This is a genomic window from Aeromicrobium sp. JJY06, from assembly GCF_044069275.1.
Taxonomy (GTDB): domain Bacteria; phylum Actinomycetota; class Actinomycetes; order Propionibacteriales; family Nocardioidaceae; genus Aeromicrobium; species Aeromicrobium tamlense.
Map to the genome: position 1 here is coordinate 1,256,647 of NZ_JBIMRD010000001.1, position 19,760 is coordinate 1,276,406.

General features: G+C 71.2%; 14 protein-coding genes. 3 read left to right on the forward strand and 11 right to left on the reverse strand.

The genetic code is table 11. The features are described from left to right. Nucleotides 1–56: 56 nt before the first annotated feature. A complete protein-coding gene (locus tag ACGWYL_RS06305) occupies nucleotides 57–2,033 on the reverse strand; it encodes an ABC transporter ATP-binding protein (protein WP_395486701.1) in 1,977 nt (658 codons plus the stop codon). A 4-nt stretch (nucleotides 2,034–2,037) separates the two neighbouring features. Beyond that, nucleotides 2,038–2,328, reverse strand: coding sequence for a YbaY family lipoprotein (locus ACGWYL_RS06310; RefSeq protein WP_269304550.1), 291 nt, complete (start codon nucleotides 2,326–2,328; stop codon nucleotides 2,038–2,040). A 218-nt stretch (nucleotides 2,329–2,546) separates the two neighbouring features. On the opposite strand from ACGWYL_RS06310, the gene ACGWYL_RS06315 reads away from it, so the two are divergent. After that, complete coding sequence (locus ACGWYL_RS06315) at nucleotides 2,547–10,085, forward strand: DUF5979 domain-containing protein (RefSeq protein ID WP_395486702.1); 7,539 nt, start codon at nucleotides 2,547–2,549, stop codon at nucleotides 10,083–10,085. Nucleotides 10,086–10,154: 69 nt separating this feature from the next. On the opposite strand, the gene ACGWYL_RS06320 is transcribed toward ACGWYL_RS06315, so the two are convergent. The 4 genes from ACGWYL_RS06320 to ACGWYL_RS06335 form a co-directional block, all read right to left on the reverse strand. Continuing rightward, on the reverse strand, nucleotides 10,155–10,568 hold the full coding sequence (locus ACGWYL_RS06320) for a hypothetical protein (protein ID WP_179427243.1): 414 nt from the start codon (nucleotides 10,566–10,568) through the stop codon (nucleotides 10,155–10,157). 149 nt (nucleotides 10,569–10,717) lie between these two features. Beyond that, complete coding sequence (locus ACGWYL_RS06325) at nucleotides 10,718–12,871, reverse strand: heavy metal translocating P-type ATPase (protein ID WP_395486703.1); 2,154 nt, start codon at nucleotides 12,869–12,871, stop codon at nucleotides 10,718–10,720. Further along, the gene (locus ACGWYL_RS06330; protein ID WP_179427239.1) at nucleotides 12,871–13,098 is read right to left on the reverse strand and encodes a heavy-metal-associated domain-containing protein; all 228 of its coding nucleotides are present in this window, start codon (nucleotides 13,096–13,098) and stop codon (nucleotides 12,871–12,873) included. Before ACGWYL_RS06330 ends, ACGWYL_RS06325 begins: the two co-directional genes overlap by 1 nt. Before the next feature lie 5 nt (nucleotides 13,099–13,103). Then, nucleotides 13,104–13,397 carry a metal-sensitive transcriptional regulator gene (locus tag ACGWYL_RS06335; RefSeq protein ID WP_179427237.1) on the reverse strand — a complete coding sequence of 98 codons (294 nt, stop codon included), beginning with the start codon at nucleotides 13,395–13,397 and terminating at the stop codon, nucleotides 13,104–13,106. 93 nt (nucleotides 13,398–13,490) lie between these two features. Here ACGWYL_RS06335 and ACGWYL_RS06340 point away from each other — a divergent pair, with 93 nt between their 5' ends. Next, nucleotides 13,491–13,919, forward strand: a complete 429-nt coding sequence (locus tag ACGWYL_RS06340; protein ID WP_179427235.1) for a PaaI family thioesterase — start codon at nucleotides 13,491–13,493, stop codon at nucleotides 13,917–13,919. A 189-nt stretch (nucleotides 13,920–14,108) separates the two neighbouring features. Then, nucleotides 14,109–15,353, forward strand: coding sequence for a phosphoglycerate dehydrogenase (gene serA / locus ACGWYL_RS06345; RefSeq protein WP_179427233.1), 1,245 nt, complete (start codon nucleotides 14,109–14,111; stop codon nucleotides 15,351–15,353). On the opposite strand, the gene ACGWYL_RS06350 is transcribed toward serA, so the two are convergent. From ACGWYL_RS06350 to ACGWYL_RS06370, 5 genes are all read right to left on the reverse strand, one after another. Further along, complete coding sequence (locus ACGWYL_RS06350) at nucleotides 15,346–16,149, reverse strand: Sir2 family NAD-dependent protein deacetylase (RefSeq protein WP_179427230.1); 804 nt, start codon at nucleotides 16,147–16,149, stop codon at nucleotides 15,346–15,348. The two genes, serA and ACGWYL_RS06350, sit on opposite strands and share 8 nt — an antisense overlap. Further along, nucleotides 16,146–16,670 carry a hypothetical protein gene (locus tag ACGWYL_RS06355; protein ID WP_395486704.1) on the reverse strand — a complete coding sequence of 175 codons (525 nt, stop codon included), beginning with the start codon at nucleotides 16,668–16,670 and terminating at the stop codon, nucleotides 16,146–16,148. The genes ACGWYL_RS06350 and ACGWYL_RS06355 overlap by 4 nt, the downstream gene beginning before the upstream one ends. Before the next feature lie 70 nt (nucleotides 16,671–16,740). After that, on the reverse strand, nucleotides 16,741–17,265 hold the full coding sequence (locus ACGWYL_RS06360) for a DUF1697 domain-containing protein (RefSeq protein ID WP_269304561.1): 525 nt from the start codon (nucleotides 17,263–17,265) through the stop codon (nucleotides 16,741–16,743). Between the two features lie 45 nt (nucleotides 17,266–17,310). Further along, the gene (locus ACGWYL_RS06365; protein WP_395486705.1) at nucleotides 17,311–19,332 is read right to left on the reverse strand and encodes an FAD-dependent oxidoreductase; all 2,022 of its coding nucleotides are present in this window, start codon (nucleotides 19,330–19,332) and stop codon (nucleotides 17,311–17,313) included. After that, nucleotides 19,329–19,742 carry a nuclear transport factor 2 family protein gene (locus ACGWYL_RS06370; protein WP_179427222.1) on the reverse strand — a complete coding sequence of 138 codons (414 nt, stop codon included), beginning with the start codon at nucleotides 19,740–19,742 and terminating at the stop codon, nucleotides 19,329–19,331. Before ACGWYL_RS06370 ends, ACGWYL_RS06365 begins: the two co-directional genes overlap by 4 nt. Nucleotides 19,743–19,760: the final 18 nt, after the last annotated feature.

Here is a 19,760-nt window from a genome sequence, read left to right on the forward strand (position 1 = left end):
TGGATTCTGGCAGTCCGCGGTGGCCGTGGCCACGACTTTGGTCCGTCCCGCTGGAATCAGAGGGAGACATCCGCACGCAGGTGCCCCACGGCTCCCAGCGGACGTGCCGCGGCGGGTGCGGGACGGTGCGTGGAGAACTGCTCGCGGTAGAGCCGGCCGTACAGTCCGGCCTCGTCGTCGACCAGCTCGGCGTGGGTGCCCCGCTCGACGACCTGGCCGTCGACGAGGCCGAAGATCACGTCGGCGTTCTGGATCGTGCTGAGCCGGTGCGCGATCGCGAGCGTGGTGCGGCCCGTGGTGGCGCGCTCCAGCGCCTCCTGCACGAGCCGCTCGGTCTCGTTGTCGAGGGCGCTGGTGGCCTCGTCGAGGATGAGGATGCGCGGGTTCTTGAGCAGCACGCGCGCGATCGCGATGCGCTGCTTCTCGCCGCCGGACAGCCGGTAGCCGCGCTCGCCCGTGACGGTGTCGTAGCCGTCCGGGAAGCCCATGATCCGGTCGTGGATGTTGGCGTCGGTGGCGGCCGCGACGATCTCGTCGGGCGTGGCCCCGGGCTTGGCGTAGGCGATGTTCTCGCGGATCGTGCCGTGGAACAGGTAGGGCTCCTGCGTCACCATGCCCACGCAGTCGGCCAGCGACGACAGCGTGATGTCGCGGACGTCGATCCCGTCGACCAGCACCTGGCCGCGGTCGACGTCGTAGAAGCGCGGCACGAGGTACGTGGCGGTGGTCTTGCCCGACCCCGAGGGCCCCACGATCGCGGCCAGCTGACCGCCCTCGATCGTGAGCGACAGCGCGGACAGCGCCCACGCGTCGGCCTGCGCCGTGGACGTGGCCTCGATCTCGCCGGAGGAGTCGCCGAAGCGGTCCTTGGCCGTCTCGCCGGTGAGCGCGCGCGGCTCGGGGTAGCGGAACCACACGTCGCGGAACTCGATCCGGCCCTCCAGCTCGGACGGCTTCACGTCGCGCGCGCCGGGCCGGTCGACGATGGCGGGCTCGAGGTCGAGGTACTCGAAGATGCGGCGGAACAGCGCCAGCGAGGTCTGGACGTCGAGCGAGACCCGCATCAGCTGGAGCAAGGGCATCTGCAGGCGCGCCTGCACCGTGGTGAAGGCGACGAGGGTGCCGGCGGTGAGCGACGCGGAGTCGCCGGGGATCCGACCCGCGATGATGAAGCCGGCGAAGAGGTAGATGATCGCCGGGGTGATGGCGAAGAACGTCTGCACGGTGGCGAAGAACAGCCGGCCGGTCATCGCCTGCTCGACCTGCAGGCGGGTCTGCTCGAGGTTGGCCTCGCGGTAGCGCTCGGCCTCGGAGCGGCTGCGGTTGAACACCTTGGCCAGCAGGATGCCCGAGACGCTGAGCGACTCCTCGGTGATCGCGGTCATCTCCGAGAGCGACTCCTGCGTGCGTCGGGCCAGCTGCTGGCGGCGCCGGCCGACCTTCAGCTGCAGCCACACGAACAGCGGCATGAGGATCAGCGTGAGGATCGTCAGCTCCCACGACAGGATCACCATCGAGATGAACGCCGCCGTGACGGTGACGGTGTTCTGCAGGATCGAGGTGGCGGTGTCGGTGAGCACCGTGCGGACGCCGGCCACGTCGTTGGCCAGGCGCGACTGGATGGCGCCGGTCTTCGTGGTGGTGAAGAACGCCAGCTCCATCTTCTGCAGGTGCGCGAAGAGCTCGCTGCGCAGGTCGGCCATCGCCGAGTTGCCGATCGTGGAGGTCAGCCAGTTCTGCGCGATGTTGAGCGTGGAGGCCAGGATCGGCAGGGCGCACATGCCGGCGACGAGCCAGCCGAGCAGGCCGAGGTCGGGGCCGCCCTCGCCGAACAGGGCGTCGTCGAAGACCGCCTGGGTCAGGAACGGGACGATCGAGGTCAGCAGCGCCGACAGGACGACGATGACCGCGACGGCGGCCATCTTGGGGCGGTAGGGCCGCAGCAGGGCGGCGATGCGGCGCAGGACCGGGCGGTTGTTCGCGGCGATCTCGGCATCGCTCAGATGCGTGACGGCCGGGCCCGGTCGGGGCACGGCGTCAGTCCCCGATCCGGGTCAGGTCGATGGTCTCCAGGTCGGCCGGGACGAGCTCGAGGGTGCCCCAGGCGCCCACGTCGGTGCGCAGCAGCGCCCACACGAACAGGTCGCCCGAGACGACCTCGGGGTCGATCGCGACCTCGAAGCCCAGCGGCACCTGCTCGGCCTCGAGCGCCGTGGCGGCCAGCACCTCGCCGTCGGCGTCGACGACCTTGACCGTGGCGACCCCGCCGGGCGGGATGGCGATCTTCTCGCGCACGGACAGGGAACCGGAGACGGTCAGCAGGGGCATGCCGCCAGCGTAGTCCGGAGCCGCGACAGCCACCGCGCGCGAGAGCTCCGGGCGGTGCGACCGAGGTCACACCACCCGTTGTAGCAAACGTGAGACCAACCTCATCTTCGTTGCTACCGTCGACGGTTGAAGTTTAATCTCGGGCTTCGAATCTCGGCGCGCGTCTCGTGCGGCCAGACAGTGACGTCCGGTCCCTCGCACCCGACGAAAGGTGAACGATGCGCCGCGCGCTCGTCGTCCTGTCCGCCCTGCTGCTGTCCCTGACCGCGGTGCTCTCCGGGGGAGTGCCGGCCGTCGCCGCCGTCTCGGCCGACCTCCAGATCCAGAAGTCGGTCGACTCGCCCGGGCCCTACGGTCCCGGTGACACGTTCGCCTACACGATCGTCGTCGGGTGCTCCTCGACGAACGAGGCGGGCTGCTTCGACACGGTGCTGTCCGACAGCCTGCCGGAGCCGCTGGAGCTCGATCCGGCCTTCGCCAACCCGGTGACGGCCGTGCTCTCCCCCACGGGACCGGCCGCGGTCTCGGTCGACGGCGACTCCTTCACGGTCGCGCCGCAGCACCCCATCGACGGTCGCGTCGGGCTCCGCGCGGGCAGCTCGATGACGGTCACGGTGCAGGTGCGCGTGCCCACCACCGTGTCGGCGGACTTCAACGGCGACGAGATCGTCAACACCGCCGCGGTCGTCGGCGAGAACGCCGAGGAGCAGCAGTCGACGGCGGCCGTCACGCTCGAGGTCGAGACCACGCTCGAGGCCGGCGTGGCCAAGTCCGTCGCCCCCGGTGCCGTTCCCGCCACCCCCGGCAAGCGGGTGAGCTGGACCCTGACCCCGAGCAACCAGTCCAACCAGACCGTCGACCGCATCGTGGTCGAGGACCGGTTCGACGGCGCGGGTTGGAACCACCTCGACTTCGCCGGGATCACGACCGATCCCGCTCCCGACTCCACGGACGACACCACCGTCGAGTACCTCGTCGGCGGCACGTGGACGCAGGAGGAGCCCGGCGACCTCTCCACCGTCGAGGGCGTGCGGGTGACCTACGAGGGCTCCTACGCGCCGGGCGCCGAGGCCCGGGTGGGCGTCGCGACCGTGACCAACGCATCGGTCTCGCAGATCGAGCCCGGCACCACCGTCTCCGTCGAGAACGAGACGACGGCGACCGTCGAGGTCGGCGACGACGTGAGCGACCCCGCCACCGACGACGCGACCGCCCGGATCCGGGCGTCCGACCCCACCGTCACGATCGAGAAGAGCCTGAACGACACGACGCTCGTCGTCGGGCAGGCCGTCACCGCCACCGTGACGGCCACGGTCGGCGAGCTGGACGTGCACGAGCTCGTCATCGCCGAGCCCTCCGCGGGCGCGGCCACGTTCACCGAGCAGGGGCTGCGGTTCACCGGCTTCGGCGACATCGAGTGGCCGGTCGACGCCACGTCCGCCGAGATCACCTACGTCTACGCCGACTGCGCGTCCACGACGAGCTCGACCACCACCGAGGACACCCTTCCCGCGGCGCAGTCCGGGTGCACGGTGGAGGGCTTCACCGTCACGTACTCGTCCGCCGGCGGCACCGACGGCATCCAGGCCTCTTCCTACGCCGGTCTCGAGCTGGAGCTCACGGCGCTGACCGACCTGGACGAGACGCTGAGCTCGACGAACGAGGTCGACGCCGTCGTCACGAACGTCGACGGCGCCCGTGGCACCGACGAGGCCGAGGCCGCGTTCCAGGTGCGGCCGCTGGAGGTCCTCACCGAGGTCGACAAGCGGATCACGCCCAGCGCGATCTTCGGCGTGCCCGGTGCCGAGGCCACCGTCTCGGTGCCGGCGAGCGTGTCGAGCGAGTCCACCATCGGCTCCGACCGGCTCGTCATCCAGGACCCGGCGGATCCCGCCGCGGGCAGCGAGTTCTTCGACCACTTCGATCCGACCGCGATCTCCCACACCGAGATCCCGGGCTGCACCCAGCTGACCGTCCGGTTCTGGGACGGCGACTCCTGGGTGGTCCTGCCGGGCGCCGAGAACGTCGCCGGCAGCGTCGCGAGCTTCGACCTCACGATCCCGGCCGCGCTGCGGGACGAGATCGGCGGCCTGCAGTTCGAGTTCACGCCGTTGGCGGTCAACGGCTGCCCGCAGCTGCTGCCCCCGGGCTTCAACGTGATCCCCAGCTTCGAGGTCGAGGTCCAGTCCGGCGTCGACATCGACGACGAGGTCGTCGTCGACAACGACGTGCAGTCCGAGGTCTTCAACCGGCAGATCGACAAGGGCGACATGGCGCAGGCTCGCGACGACGTCACGCTTCGCCCGATCGACGGCGAGGGCCCCGACCTGGTCGACAAGGAGTGGCTGCAGTCCACCGTCCCGGCCCTGTCCGGGCAGACGCGGACCGCGCGGATCCACTGGAGCACGCAGGGCCTGAACTTCGCGAACGTCACGCTCACCGACCCGGCGTCGCCGGCCGAGCTGGGCCCGGGCACGCCCGGCATCGAGACCTCGGTCTACGACGCGTTCGACCTCGTCGCGATCAAGCCGATCACCCCGTCCACCGACCCGCTGATCGTCGAGGACGTGATCAGCCGGGTCGAGCTGTACCTGAACGGCACGTGGACCGACGTCACCGCGCAGGCCTGCCCGACGGCGGGCGTGTGCGCGGGCCGGTTCCCCGGCTACACCCTGACCGCCGCGCAGCGCAGCGGCACGACGGGCGTGCGCCTCACGTACACCGAGCGCCAGGCCGGCGAGGGAGTCGGCTCGAGCGTCGACCGGCGTCCCCTCGACCTCGACTTCGCGGTGCGCGACACCCTGCGCAGCGATCCCGACGAGTACGTCCTGGGCAACTACCACGACCACACCTACAACACGAGCGACGAGGGTGTCGTCGAGAACACCGTGAACGTCCGTGGCTCGGGCGGTCGGTCGGGCGAGTTCTCCTCGAACGACGGCGACCGGATCACGATCCTCGACGCGCCCTTGAACGTCGACCTGACCAAGGAGTTCGACCAGACGCAGCTGGGCCTGCCGAGCCCCGGCAACGGCGTCGCCCCCGACGCCTTCCCGCTCATCTCGGCCACGCTGCGCGCCACGAACACCTCGGCCTCCAAGCTGTCGTCGCTCGTCATCAGCGATCCGGGAGTGGAGTCGGACGACACCACCACGTACGACGTGGCGGACCTGCACGACATCGACAGCATCACGCTCCCGTCGGGTGCCACCCAGGCCGGCGTCACGGTGACGCTGGACCGCTCGGGCACGACGACCGACCACACCTACGCGGAGGCGCTCGCCCTCACCGCGGCCGAGCTCGAGGACGTCACGGGCGTCACGGTGTCGTTCGTCGGCGCGGACGGCGCCCCGGTCATCCGCAGCGGGGCGACCGCCGCGGTGACCCTCACGTGGCAGCTGCGCGCCGAGAAGCGCAGCGGCGGTCCGGTGGAGGCGACGTCCCCCGGCGGGACGCCGATCCTCAACGAGGCCTCGGTCCAGATCGACAGCCCCGGCCGCATCGCGTGCCCGGCCGCGGCGTGCTCGACCGGCTACGACGCCGCGGACGACGAGTTCAACATCGTCACCGCGAGCTACGCCATCACGGCCCAGAAGGTCATCCGTCCCGACGCCAACCCCAGTGGCGACACGGTCTATGAGGACCAGGCCCGGACCTACACGACGTCGCTGCGGGGTCAGCCGCTCGGCTCGGCCCGCACGACCCTCATGCGGCTCACCGACGAGACCGAGACGTTCTGGAACGCCATGAACTTCACCTCGGCCTCCATCAACCTGCCGCGACCGCTCAACAGCGTCCGCATGGACGCCAAGGTCGGCGACGTGTGGGTCGAGGGCTTCTGGGTCAACGCGCTGCCCGCGGGCAACGTCACCTTCGTGCTGCCTCCGGGCGTGACCGATCCGACGGTGGTCGAGGGCGTGCGCTTCAGCTTCCGCCAGCTCACGGTCACCGGCACCGTCGTGCAGTGGGAGCGGCCGTACAACCCGAACATCGTCGTGAGTCTCAAGACCGAGCGCCGCGACACGCAGCGCGGCAACGGCGAGCCCGTGTCGACCACGCTGCCCGGCGTGGGCCCGAACGAGGGCGAGGGCACGCCGGGCCTGATCTCCGACGACCTCCAGGTGCACGGCGACGCGCAGTTCGGCGCGAACCAGACGTTCACCGACGACCGGACCGCCGCGGACACCACGCAGGTGCTGCACCGCCCGAACCGGATCCGGGTCGAGAAGACGCCGGGCAATGCCACCACCCCGCCGCAGTACACCCCCAACGGGACGGTTCCCTACGTCCTGCGGGTGACGAATACGGGCCAGTGGCCGATGACCGGGTTCGAGGTCGTCGACCAGATCGAGCTCGTCGACGGGGAGGTGCCCGTCCGTGAGCCCGACCCGACCGGCTACGCCTTCACGCTGACCACGACCAACCCGAGCAACCCGGTGCCGTCGCCGACGCCGAGCTTCGCGGCCGGCCTCGACGCCGAGACGGGCCGGCTCGCCGTCACGATGCCGGACGGATTCGTGTTCCGGCCGGGGTGGGTGCTCACCGTCCAGGCACCGCTGCTGCTCGAGCCGGGTGTCGACGCCGACCAGATCATCGCCAACTCCGTGACCGCCACGTCCGACCGCGACTTCGAGGTGTGCCAGTACACGGTCGACTCCGTGACTCAGGCGAACCGGACGAACGTCGACAGCTGCACCGCGACGACGCACGTCCAGCCCCGGTCGAGCGCCACGCTGGCGATGGCGAAGGGCGTCAAGGGCGTCGAGGCGGGCGAGCCCGGCTCGGGCGACGACGACCTCGGTGTCATGAACACCGCCGGGGCCGCGGCCGCGTGCGCGGAGCCGCAGTCCGACGGCTACTACCGCGGCACCTGCCTCCCGGTCACCCGACCGGGTGGCGAGGCGTCGTGGAAGCTCTCCTTCCGCAACACCGGCAACACGAACGCCAAGCTCGTCGCCCTCGTCGACACGCTCCCGGCCGTCGGCGACCGCGGCGTGATCACGTCCGCGGCGCGCGGGTCGCAGTTCGGCGTCCGGCTGCTGAACACGGTGTCCGCGGACCTCGCGGAGGCGCAGCACCAGGGCGCGACGCTGCGCGCGTACTACTCGACGCAGCGGCTGAGCACGGCGTGCAACACCAACGCCGTCCAGGTCCACACGGCGAACGCGGCCCCCAGCGCGGGCTGTGCGTTCGGCTGGACCGAGTACGACGCGAGCACGCCGGACTCCCAGCTGACGGCCGCGCAGTCGGTCAAGTTCGTGCTCGACTGGACCTCGGCCGGCCAGGGCGCCGGCCTGCGCCCGGGCGAGACGGCGGGCGTAGCGTTCAGCACGCGGACCCCGATCAACCTGCCGCGCGCCTTCGACCAGTCCACGACCCTGCCGGTGGCGTACAACTCCTTCGCCGGCTCGTCGCGGTCGGTGGCCACGGTCACCCAGCCCGAGCGGGCCGAGATCGTCCTCGAGCCCACCCGGGTCGGCATCGCCACGGCCCAGGGCCGGCTGACGATCGACAAGGTCGTCGAGGCGCCCGAGTTCTCGGTGCCGGTCGACCTGCCCGGCACGTACTCGTTCCGGGTGTCGTGCACGCTCGACGGGACGGACGTCGTCCTGCGCAACGCCGCGGGCACGGCGGTCGACGGCACGGTCGTCGTCACCGTCGACGACGAGGGCGGCAGCACCGTGGTGAACACGGCCACGACGCCGGTGTCGATCCCGCTGTTCGCCAGCTGCGCCGTCGCCGAGGTCGCGATCCCGGCCGGGGTCGAGGTCTCGTGGTCGCCCGCCGACCGGACCGTCGTGGCCGACGCGAGCCTGCGCTCGGTCTCGCAGATCAGCCACCCGTACGTCGGCGCGACCAGCGGCCCGACCGTGACCGCCACGAACGCCTACTCCGCCGGCGGCTTCTCGGTCGCCAAGAGCGTCGACGCCGGCGGTGCGGTCGATCAGGACGGCGAGCCGATCGTCTACGACCGGACCTACGGGTTCGACGTGACGTGCGCCTACCTCGGGTCGACGATCCTCGCCGAGCAGGTCGAGCTCCGTGACGGCGGCAGCAAGGCCTACTCGGGCCTGCCCACCGGGTCCACGTGCGCGGTCGAGGAGACCGACGCCGCGGGGGCGACCGTCACGGTGCAGGTCGACGGCGAGGACGCCGAGAACCCGGCCGAGTTCACGATCGGCGACGGCACGAACGTCGAGGTCGCCCACCTCAACACCTACACGGTGGGCGCGGTGAGCATCACGAAGCAGATCACCGGACCGGGCAAGGACCGCTGGGACGACCAGGAGTTCGAGGTGCGTCTCGTGTGCACCCTGGATCTGGACGGCGCGGGCGCCGCGGAGACCGTCTTCGACGACTCCGCCGTCCTGACCGCACCGGACGAGCTGGCCTGGCGGGTGGACGACCTGCCGACCGGCGCCGCCTGCACGGTGACCGAGCCCCGCAACGGCGGCGCCAACCACACGACGATCGACCCGCAGGACTTCACGGTCCGCTCGGGTGACCAGGTCGTCGAGGTCGGCGTCGAGAACCACTTCGAGCAGGGCGTCGTGCGCGTGCGCAAGACGCTGTCCGGCGAGGGCGCGGCCTTCCCGGTCGTGACCGACGGAACCTACGTCATGTCGCTCGAGTGCGCGCGCGAGGTGGACGGCACCACCACCGCCGTCGCGATCCCGGACGGCGCCGACCGCACCATCACCGGCGCAGGGACGGCCGAGTGGGACCGTCTGCCGACCGGAGCCTCGTGCACGGTGAGCGAGAAGTCCAGCACGCCGCAGTCGCAGGGCGTCACGATGACGCCGGAGGACGGCGAGGTCGTGGTGAGCGACACCGAGACCGCGGAGCCCGTCGAGGTCGTCGTGGACAACCGGTTCGACGCCGGCTTCCTGAAGGTCAACAAGGTCGTCGACGGACCCGGCGAGGGCCTGCACGCCGACGCGGCCTACGCCTTCGACGTGGCGTGCACGCTCGCGGACGAGACGGTGCTGGAGCAGCAGGTGACGCTGGCGCGCGAGGGCAGGGCCACGTCGCTGTGGTCCGACGCCATCGGCCCGCTCCCGACGGGCACCTCGTGCCACGTCGTGGAGACCGAGGACGGCAAGGCCGACGGCACCACGCGCGAGGCCACGGTCGTGATCGGCGCGGGCACGCAGGAGGAGGCGGTCGTCGCGACGATCACCAACACCTACGGCGCCGGCGAGGTCTCGGTGACCAAGCAGGTCGAGGGCGCCTTCGCCGATCACCGCGAGGTGCGTCGTGCCGCGTTCCCGATCACGCTGACCTGCCAGCTCGAGACGACCGGTCCGGACGGCGCGACCGTCCGCGGCACGGTGTTCGAGTCGGACTTCACGCTCAAGGCCGGCCGCACGCGGACGTTCACGGACGGCGACGGCGCTCCGCTGCTGCTGCCGACCGGGACCCGCTGCTTCGCCGAGGAGACCGACGCCGGCGGTGCGTCCGAGGTCAAGATCAGCCACGCCGACTTCGAGACCGGCGCGACCGTCGCCTCGGTGGACACGACGTCGCAGATCGAGATCGCCGTGACGAACGTGTTCGACGAGGACGTCTGGAGCATCGACTCCGGCGGCGCGGAGCGCGAGGACGAGACGTCGGGCGACGGCTCCGGTGGCGACGGGTCGCTCTCGGACACCGGCTCGGGCGTCTCGACGGTGGCGGTGGGCCTGGGCCTGCTCAGCCTGATCGGCGGCGGAGTCGCCGTGGCGGCCGCGCGACGCCGCAGGTCCGACGCCGCCTGACGGGCAGTGGAGACGAGAGAGCCCGGTCGACCCTCAGGTCGACCGGGCTCCTTCGTCGTCTGGTGCTGCTCAGCCGCAGAGCTCGTCGAGCTTCTCGCCCTTGGCCTGGATGTCGGTGGAGAGCGTGCTCATCTCCTGCGAGACCTCCTGCAGCTTCTCGGTGTCCTGGCCGGCGGCCTTGAGGTCGGCGAAGGCGCCCTCGAGCTTGTCGAACTCGGCCGACAGATCGCCGATGGCGTCCTTGACCTCCTTGTTCTCCAGGTCCTTCTGCGTCTTCTTCAGCGCGTCGGCCATCGAGGCGATCGTGTCGGTCGCCTTGTCGCTGTCGGTGGGGTCGATGCCGCTCAGGTCACCCATCGCGTCCTTGACCTCCTTCTCGGCCACCTTGCAGGCGTCCTCGACGGACTGGCCGCCACCACAGGCGGAGAGTCCCAGGGTCAGGACCGCGGCGGCGAGTGCGGCGGCAGGCTTGCGAACGTTCATGTGTCCCCCTCGTCGGTGCGGCACCGACCCGATGCGGCGGCCGCGTTTCACCGACGATCGTTTCATGCGCGGCGCACGGGCGCGCCGTGGGCCTGCCCGAAACGCCACCATCCCCCCGGAACCGGGGGGGGTGGCGGCGGGGGAGCGGCTCAGCGCGCGAAGCGCCGCAGCCGCAGCGAGTTCGTCACCACGAACACCGAGCTGGCGGCCATCGCGAAGCCCGCGATCATCGGGCTGAGGAAGCCCAGTGCGGCGAGCGGGATCGCGGCCACGTTGTAGGCGAAGGCCCAGAACAGGTTGCCCTTGATCGTGCGCAGCGTCGCGCGCGACAGCTCGACGGCGGTCACCGCGGTGGCCAGGTCGCCGTGCACGAGCGTGAGGTCGCTCGCGGCGATCGCCACGTCGGTGCCGGTGCCCATCGCGATGCCGAGGTCGGCACCGGCCAGCGCGGCGGCGTCGTTCACCCCGTCGCCGACCATCGCCACGACGCGGCCCTGCTCGCGCAGCTCGCGGACGACGTCGAGCTTGTCCTCGGGCGTCACCTCGGCGTGCACCCGGTCGATGCCCACCTCGGTGGCGACCGCCGTGGCCACGCGCTCGTTGTCGCCCGTCAGCAGGATCGGCTCGAGGCCGAGGCGGCGCAGGTCGGCGACGGCCTGCCGCGACGAGTCCTTCACCCGGTCGGCCACGGTGATCGTGCCGAGCACCTGCCCGTCGCGCGAGACCGCGATGACGGTGCCGGTGCGGTCGGGACGGTCGGCGGCGCCCACCCAGGCGGGACGGCCCGCGCGGACGACGTGTCCGTCGACGGTGCCCTCGACGCCCTGGCCCGCGTGGTTGCGGAACTCCGACACCGGGAGCGGGTCGGCCAGCGTCGCGATCGCGCGTGCCACCGGGTGCTCCGAGGCGGACTCGACCGAGGCGGCCAGACGGCGCAGCTCGTCGGCCTCGACCCCGGGCTCGGGATCGACGTGCGCGACGCTCATCGTGCCGGTCGTGATGGTGCCCGTCTTGTCCAGCACGATCGTGTCGATCGTCCGCGTGGACTCGAGGATCTGCGGCCCCTTGATCAGGATGCCCAGCTGGGCGCCGCGGCCCGTGCCCACCATGAGCGCGGTGGGCGTGGCCAGGCCGAGGGCACACGGGCAGGCGATGATCAGCACCGCGACGGCGGCCTCGAACGCGGCGATGCCCGGCGCGACCAGCAGCCACACCAGCAGCGTCAGCGCGGCCAGGACGAGGACGCCCGGCACGAACCACGCCGAGATGCGGTCGGCCAGCCGCTGCACCTCCGCCTTGCCCTCCTGGGCCTCCTCGACGAGGCGGGCCATCTGGGCCAGCTGCGTGTCCTGGCCGACGGCTGTGGCGCGCACGACGAGTCGTCCGGACTGGTTCACCGTGGCGCCCGTGACGGTGTCGCCGACCGTGACGTCGACGGGCACCGACTCGCCGGTGAGCATCGACTCGTCCACGGCCGACCCGCCCTCGACGACCTCGCCGTCGGTGGCGACCTTCTCGCCGGGACGCACGACGAACACGTCGCCGGCGTGCAGCTCCTCGATCGGGACCTCGACCTCACGGCCGTCGCGCAGCACCGCGACGTGCTTCGCACCGAGGTCCATCAGGGTGCGCAGGGCGGCGCTCGAGCGGCGCTTCGCGTTCGCCTCGAGGTAGTGGCCGGCGAGGATGAACGTCGTCACGACCGCCGCGGTCTCGAAGTAGTAGTGGCCGTGCTCGACCCCGTGGCCGGTCACGCCGAGCCACAGCTGGACGAGCGACCACACGTAGGCCGCGCCCACGCCGATGCTGACGAGGGTGTCCATCGTGGCGGCGCCGTGGCGCGCGTTCAGCGCGGCCGACCAGTGGAACGGGTAGGCGGCCCACAGCACCACTGGCGTGGTCAGCGCCAGCACGACCCACGGCCAGCCGGCGAACTGCAGCGCCGGGATCATCGAGATGGCCGTCACGGGCACGCTCAGGATCGTCGCGACCAGGAGGCGCTCCCGCATCGACTCGGCCGAGTGGAGGCCGCCGTGGGCGGCGTGACCCTCGTGGCCGGCGTGCGGGTCGTGGACCTGCGCGGTGTAGCCGGTCTTCTCCACGGTCTCGACGAGCGCCTGCGGGTCGACCCCGTGGTGGGCGTGCACCGTGGCCTTCTCGGTGGCGTAGTTGACGCTCGCCTCCACGCCCTCGAGGCGGTTCAGCTTCTTCTCGATGCGCATCGCGCACGAGGTGCAGCTCATTCCGCCGATGTCGAGGCGGTAGGTGGTGGTGGGGTCCGCCTCGGTCTCGTGCGTGGTCATCAGACCAGCGGCAGGTCGCGCGGACCCGCCAGTGCGTAGCCGGCCTCGTCCACCGCGGACGCGACCTGCGCCTCGTCGAGCGGACCCTGGCTGGTGACCGTGACGGCGCCCGAGGCCACGTCGACCGCGACGTCCTCGACGCCGTCGAGCGCGGTGATCTCCTGCGTGACGGCCGCGGCGCAGTGGCCGCAGGTCATGCCGGTGACGGTGTAGGTGGTGGTGGTCATGGCTCTCAGCTCCTCACCAGACGCGCGATGGCGTCGGATGCTTCCTTGATCTTCTGGTCGGCCTCGGGTCCGCCCTTGGCCGCGGCGTCCGCGACGCAGTGGGCGAGGTGCTCGTCGAGCAGCTTCAGGGCGACGGCCTCGAGGGCCTTCGTGGTCGCGCTGATCTGGGTCAGCACGTCGATGCAGTAGGTGTCGGACTCGACCATCCGGTTGATGCCGCGGACCTGTCCCTCGATCCGCGCCAGTCGCTTGAGGACGGCCGCCTTGTCGTCGGCGTACCCGGGGTGCTCGTGGCTCATGGCTTCAACATACCCCTAGGGGGTACCCGTATCAAGTCCGATTGCGCGCTACTCGGTGACGCGGCGCGAGAGGGTCTGGCTAGAGTCCGGACCATGAGCGACATCCCCGGCCTGGACGGAGTGCTCGGCGTCGAGCACGTCGAGCTGACCCCCGACAAGGTGGTCGTCCGCTTCACGATCACCGACGACCACCTGCAGCCGTTCGGCATCCCGCACGGCGGCATCTACTGCGCGGTGCACGAGTCCACCGCCAGCATGGCCGGCCAGATCTGGCTGGGCACGAAGGGCGTCGTCGTCGGCACGAACAACTCCACCGACTTCCTGCGCCAGGCCCGCAACGGCGACACGATCACCACCACCGCCACGCCGATCCACCGCGGCCGCACGCAGCAGCTGTGGCACCTGGACTCGGTCAACCAGGACGGGAGGCTGATCGCGCAGGGGCAGGTCCGCCTGGCGAACCTCGACCAAGAGGTCCCGCCGGAGGCCGTCGCGGCGATGCAGGGCAACCTGAAGGACTGACCGCCTCCCGGACGCGATCGGGCCGACTGGCCCGAGCCGCTAGGATGGAGGGGTCCGCGCGCGACTGGCGTTGAGGTGGCTACCACCAGGGAGCCGCGGGCAGCACGACTTACGGGACCGTTCGCCTGGGCCCCGCGTCAGCCCGATCGACCGCTGACCCGGAGGCCACACACGATGACGATGATGAGCATGAGCTTCGACGTTCACGAACCGCTGACCACGATCGACGACCAGGACGTCAAGGTCCTGCTCCTCGAGAACATCCACGCCGACGGCGCGGACTTCCTGCGCAACAAGGGCTACCAGGTCGAGACGCGCAGCGCCGCGCTCACCGAGGACGAGCTCATCGAGGCGATCAAGGGCGTCCACCTGCTCGGCATCCGCTCGACGACCTACATCACCGAGAAGGTCCTGGAGAACGCTCCCGACCTGCTCGCGATCGGCGCCTTCTGCATCGGCACCAATCAGATCGACCTCGCGGCCACGAAGCGCCACGGCGTCGCCGTCTTCAACGCGCCGTACTCCAACACGCGCAGCGTCGTCGAGCTGGCGATCGCCGAGATCATCTCGCTCGCCCGCCGCCTGCACGAGAAGTCCACCGCCATGCACCACGGCGTCTGGAACAAGTCGGCCGCGGGCAGCCACGAGGTGCGCGGCCGCACGCTCGGCATCGTCGGCTACGGCAACATCGGCAGCCAGCTCTCGGTGATCGCCGAGGCCCTCGGCCTGTCGGTCGTGTTCTACGACATCGACGACAAGCTCGCGCTCGGCAACGCCAAGAAGTGCGCGACGATCGACGAGCTGCTGGCGATCGCCGACGTGGTCTCGCTGCACGTCGACGGCCGTCCCGGCAACGCGGGCCTGTTCGGCGACGAGCAGATGCGCGCGATGAAGCCGCGCTCGCTGTTCCTCAACCTGTCGCGCGGCATCGCGGTCGACACCGCGGCCCTGCGCCAGCACCTCGAGTCGGGCCACATCGCGGGCGCCGCGCTCGACGTGTTCCCGGTCGAGCCGAAGGCCCAGGGCGACCCGTTCGAGAGCGAGCTGCGGGGCGTCCCGAACGTCATCCTCACGCCGCACGTCGGCGGCTCCACCGAGGAGGCGCAGCAGGACATCGGCCGCTTCGTCGCCTCGAAGCTGCGCGCCTACGCCAAGGCCGGCACGACGAACCTGTCGGTGACGTTCCCCGAGCTCAACCTGCCGAGCGACCCGGCCCGTCACCGCCTCGCGCACGTGCACCACAACGCGCCCGGCGTGCTCGCCACGATCAACACGATCCTGGGAGACCACGGCGTCAACATCGAGGGCCAGCAGCTCGCCACCCGCGGCGAGCTCGGCTACGTGGTCACCGACGTCTCGGCCGAGGTCGGCGCCGACGTGCTCAAGGAGCTCGCCGCGCTGCCCGAGACCGTGCGCCTGCGCCAGCTCAGCTGAGCCGCTCCCCGGCCCGGAGCGACAGCCGCTGCAGCGTCTCGGCGACGCCGTCGTCGATGCGCACGTCAGCGAGCTCGTCGCCCCGGGTGGGGCCGCGGTTGATGATGACGATCTCGGTGCCGTCCTTCGCCGCGCGCCGGACGAACCGCAGCCCGCTCATCACTTGCAGCGACGAGCCCAGCACCACGAGCGCGGCGCCCTCGCGACCGGCGCGCTCGACGAGGTCGAAGCAGTGGTTGACCTTGGGCTTGGGCACCGACTCGCCGAAGAAGACGACGTCGGGCTTGAGCCGGCCGCCGCACTGGGTGCAGTCGGCGACGACGAACCCGGCCGTGTCCTCGAGGTCGACGTCGCCGTCGGGCGCGATCGTGACCTCCTGATCGGTCCAGCCGGGGTTGAGGGCGTCGAGCCGGGCCTGCACCTCGGCTCGGCTGGTGACGTCGCCGCAGTCGAGGCAGATCACCCGGTCGAGCCGGCCGTGCAGGTCGACGACGTCGAGCGAGCCCGCCTTCTCGTGCAGGCCGTCGACGTTCTGGGTGATGAGGCCGACCAGGCGGTCCTGGTGCTCGGCGAGGAAGCGGTGCGTGACGTTCGGCTCGGCGCCGCCCATCCGGCTCCAGCCGAGGTGGGCGCGCGCCCAGTAGCGCTGGCGATGGGCGGGCGTGGCGATGAAGTCCTGGTAGGTCATCGGCTGGCGCGGGACGGCGTCGGGACCCCGGTAGTCCGGGATGCCCGAGTCGGTGCTGACGCCGGCCCCGGTCAGCACCAGCCAGCGTCGGTCGAACCAGTCGCTCACCCGGCCCCCGGGCGGCGCCGGGCACCGATGTCGAAGGTGCGCTGCTCGAGCGTCGTGAGCCGCAGGTCGGTGGCCGCGAACCCGGCGCGCACGTCGTCGCGCAGGTCGGACACGCGCCGGTCGAGCGCGTCGAACCGCGCGTCCATCCCCGCGAAGCGGGTGTCGGCACGCGCCTCCGAGGCATCGAACCGCTCCTCGAACCGGTCGAACCTGTTCTCGAGGTGGTCGAAGCGCTCCTCCAGGCCGTCGAACCTAATCTCCAGGCGGTCGAACCTGTTCTCAAGCCGGTCGAATCGGGTGTCGGAGGCATCGAACCGCGCGTCGAACCGTGCCACGACGTCGTCGAGACGACGGTCGGCCGCCGTGAAGCGGGTGTCGGTCCGCACCTCGAGCCCCTGCGCGATCGTGACCATCTCGGCCCGCAGGTCGCGCTTCATCGTGGCGAGGTAGCCGAACAGCGCGACGGCGAACGCGGCGAATCCCACCAGGGTGATGGTCGACTCCAGGTCCATGACGGGCACTCCTCCAGTGTGACGGGTGCCGGTGACGATGTCAGCCGCGAGGGCCCGGCGCATCCCGTCGTCCACAGGATCAGCCCTCGGCGAGCCCGAGCAGCCTCTCCACGGTGTTGAGGTTGCGGGCGGTGCCGGGCACGGCGAGCGCGCGCCCGATGGAGGCGTCCTTCATCTGGGGTCGCCCGGCGCCGTCGGCGTACCGGATGTGCAGCTCGCGGCCGATGACCTCCCACCGGTCGTCACCGGTCTCGAAGGTCCGTGCCTTCGCGATCGCGGCGGCCGTCGGCTCTGCGGCGAGGAACGTGACGTAGGAGAACCGCTTCTCGACCACCTCGAACGGATGCGCCTCCAGAGCCGCGCGCAGCTCCGCGGGCGAACGGCTGATCGCCTCGCGGAAGAACCCGAAGCGCTCCTCGACGGCCTGCTCGAGCGCGCGGTCGAACGCCGCCGGGTCCTCGACGTCGACCAGCAGGTTCCCCGAGGCGATGTAGGTGGAGACGTCGCGCGCCCCGAGCCCCTCGGCGACCTCACGCAGCTCGGCCATCGGCAGCTTCGCGCCCCCGACGTTCACCGCCCGCAGCAGCACCACGCGCCTCGTCATGCCTTCAGTGTGCCGTCGGCGGTGGACAGATTCCCCAGGAAGCCGTCAGACCCGGGCCGCCAGCTCGGTGGCCTGCTTGATGGCCCGCTTGGCGTCGAGCTCGGCGGCGACGTCGGCGCCGCCGATGACGTGGACGGTGACGCCGGCGGCCTCGAGGGGCTCGACGAGGTCGCGCACGGACTCCTGCCCGGTGCACAGCACGATCGTGTCGGCGGGGATGACGCGCGACGCGGGGGAGTCCCCGTCGGCGCCGATCGTCACGTGGAGGCCCTCGTCGTCGATCCGGTCGTACCGGACGCCGCCGACGAACTCGACGCCGGAGTCCTTCAGCGTCGTGCGGTGCACCCAGCCGGTCGTCTTGCCCAGGTCCTTGCCGAACGTGCTGCTCTTGCGCTGCAGCAGGGTGACGGCGCGCCGCGGCGGGGCCGCCGTCTTCGTGGCCAGGCCGCCGCGCTCGAGGGCGGGATCGGTGACGCCCCAGCGGCCCATCCAGTGCTCGAGCGACTCGCCGGGCTCGTGCAGCAGGAACTCCGAGACGTCGTAGCCGATGCCTCCGGCGCCGAGGACCGCCACGCGCTCGCCCGCGACGACCTGCTCGCGGATCAGCTGCTGGTACGTCACCACCGAGGGGTGGTCGACGCCCGGGATCTCGGGAACGCGCGGCTCGACACCGGTGGCGAGGACGACCTCGTCGAAGCCGCTGAGGTCCTCGACGGACGCCCATCGGCCCAGGTGCACCGTCACGCCGCGGCGCTCGAGCATCACCGAGTAGTAGCGGACGGTCTCGGCGAAGTCCTCCTTGCCGGGGATCTGCATCGCGAGCCGGAACTGGCCGCCGATCTCGGGCAGCGCCTCGAACAGCTCGACCTCGTGACCGCGACCCGCGAGCTCGACCGCGGCGGCGAGCCCGGCCGGACCCGCGCCGACGACCGCCACGCGCTTGGCGCTGCGCGTCGGGAGCAGCACGAGCTCGGTCTCGTGGCCGGCGCGCGGGTTGAGCATGCAGCTCGCGCGCTGGTTCTTGAACGTGTGGTCCAGGCAGGCCTGGTTGCAGGCGATGCACGTGATGATCTCGTCGGAGCGGCCCTCGGCGGCCTTGTTGACGAAGTCGGCGTCGGCGAGCAGCGGCCGCGCCATCGAGATGAGGTCGGCCTCGCCGGCGGCCAGGATCGCCTCGGCCTGCTCGGGGGTGTTGATCCGGTTGGACGCCACGACGGGCACGCCCACCTCGGCCCGCAGCTTCGCCGTGACCCACGTGAAGGCGCCGCGCGGGACGCTCGTGACGATCGTGGGGATGCGCGCCTCGTGCCAGCCGATGCCGGTGTTGAAGATCGTGACGCCCTCGGCCTCCAGCGCCTGCGCGAGCTCGACGGTCTCCTCCCACGTCTGCGCCTGGTCGACGAGGTCAAGCAGGCTGATGCGGTACTGCACGATGAAGTCCTCGCCGACGAGCTCGCGCGTGCGGCGCACGATCTCGATCGGGAAGCGCATGCGCTTCGCGGCCGAACCGCCCCACGCGTCGGTGCGGTCGTTCGTGCGCGCGGTGAGGAACTGGTTGATGAGGTAGCCCTCGGAGCCCATGATCTCGACGCCGTCGTAGCCGGCGCGCTGGGCCAGCGCCGCCGTCCGAGCGAAGTCGCTGACGGTGCGGTCGACCTCGCGTGTCGACATCGGTGAGACCTTGAACGGCGTGATCGGCGACTTCACCGACGACACGCCCTTCTTGAAGGGGGAGTAGCCGTAGCGCCCGGCGTGCAGGACCTGCAGCGCGATCTTGCCGCCGTGCTCGTGCACCGAGTCGGTGACGAGCCGGTGCTTGTCGGCATGGCGCTTGCGCGACATCTCCGAGCCGAACGGCAGCAGCCAGCCTCGCCAGCTGGGCGCGAAGCCGCCCGTGACCGACAGCGCGACGCCGCCCTTGGCGCGCTCGGCGAAGTAGGCCGCGAGCTTCGGGATGTCCTTCGCGTGGTCCTCCAGGCCCGTGTGCATCGAGCCCATGACCACGCGGTTGCGCAGCGTGGTGAAACCCAGGTCGAGCGGGCTCAGCAGGTGCGGGAACTCACTCACCGCTGCCGCTCCGTGAACGCGATCGCGTCGGCCTCGATCTGCGGGAACTGCGCGGCCATCGCCTCCATGAGGGCGGTGGCGCCCTTCATCGGGCGGACCATCACGGTGAACTCGGTGATGAGGCCCTCGTCGTTCGTCGTGATGAAGTCGCACCCGTTGATCGTGGTGTCGCCGATCCGCGTCTCGAAGACGAGGGCGCTGCGGTTGCCCTCCTCGATGGAGCTGACGTAGTGGAGGTCCTCGAAGACCCGCGCGACCCCGTTCAGGATCGCCGTGGTGATCGCCTTGCCGGGGTACGGCTTGTGCGCGACAGGGCTGCGGAAGACGACGTCGTCGGCCAGCAGGTCCTCGACGCCGGCCAGTGAGCCGGACTCGATGCTGCTCTCGACGAGCTCGCGGAAGGCCTTCATGGGCGGTTTCCCTTCGGT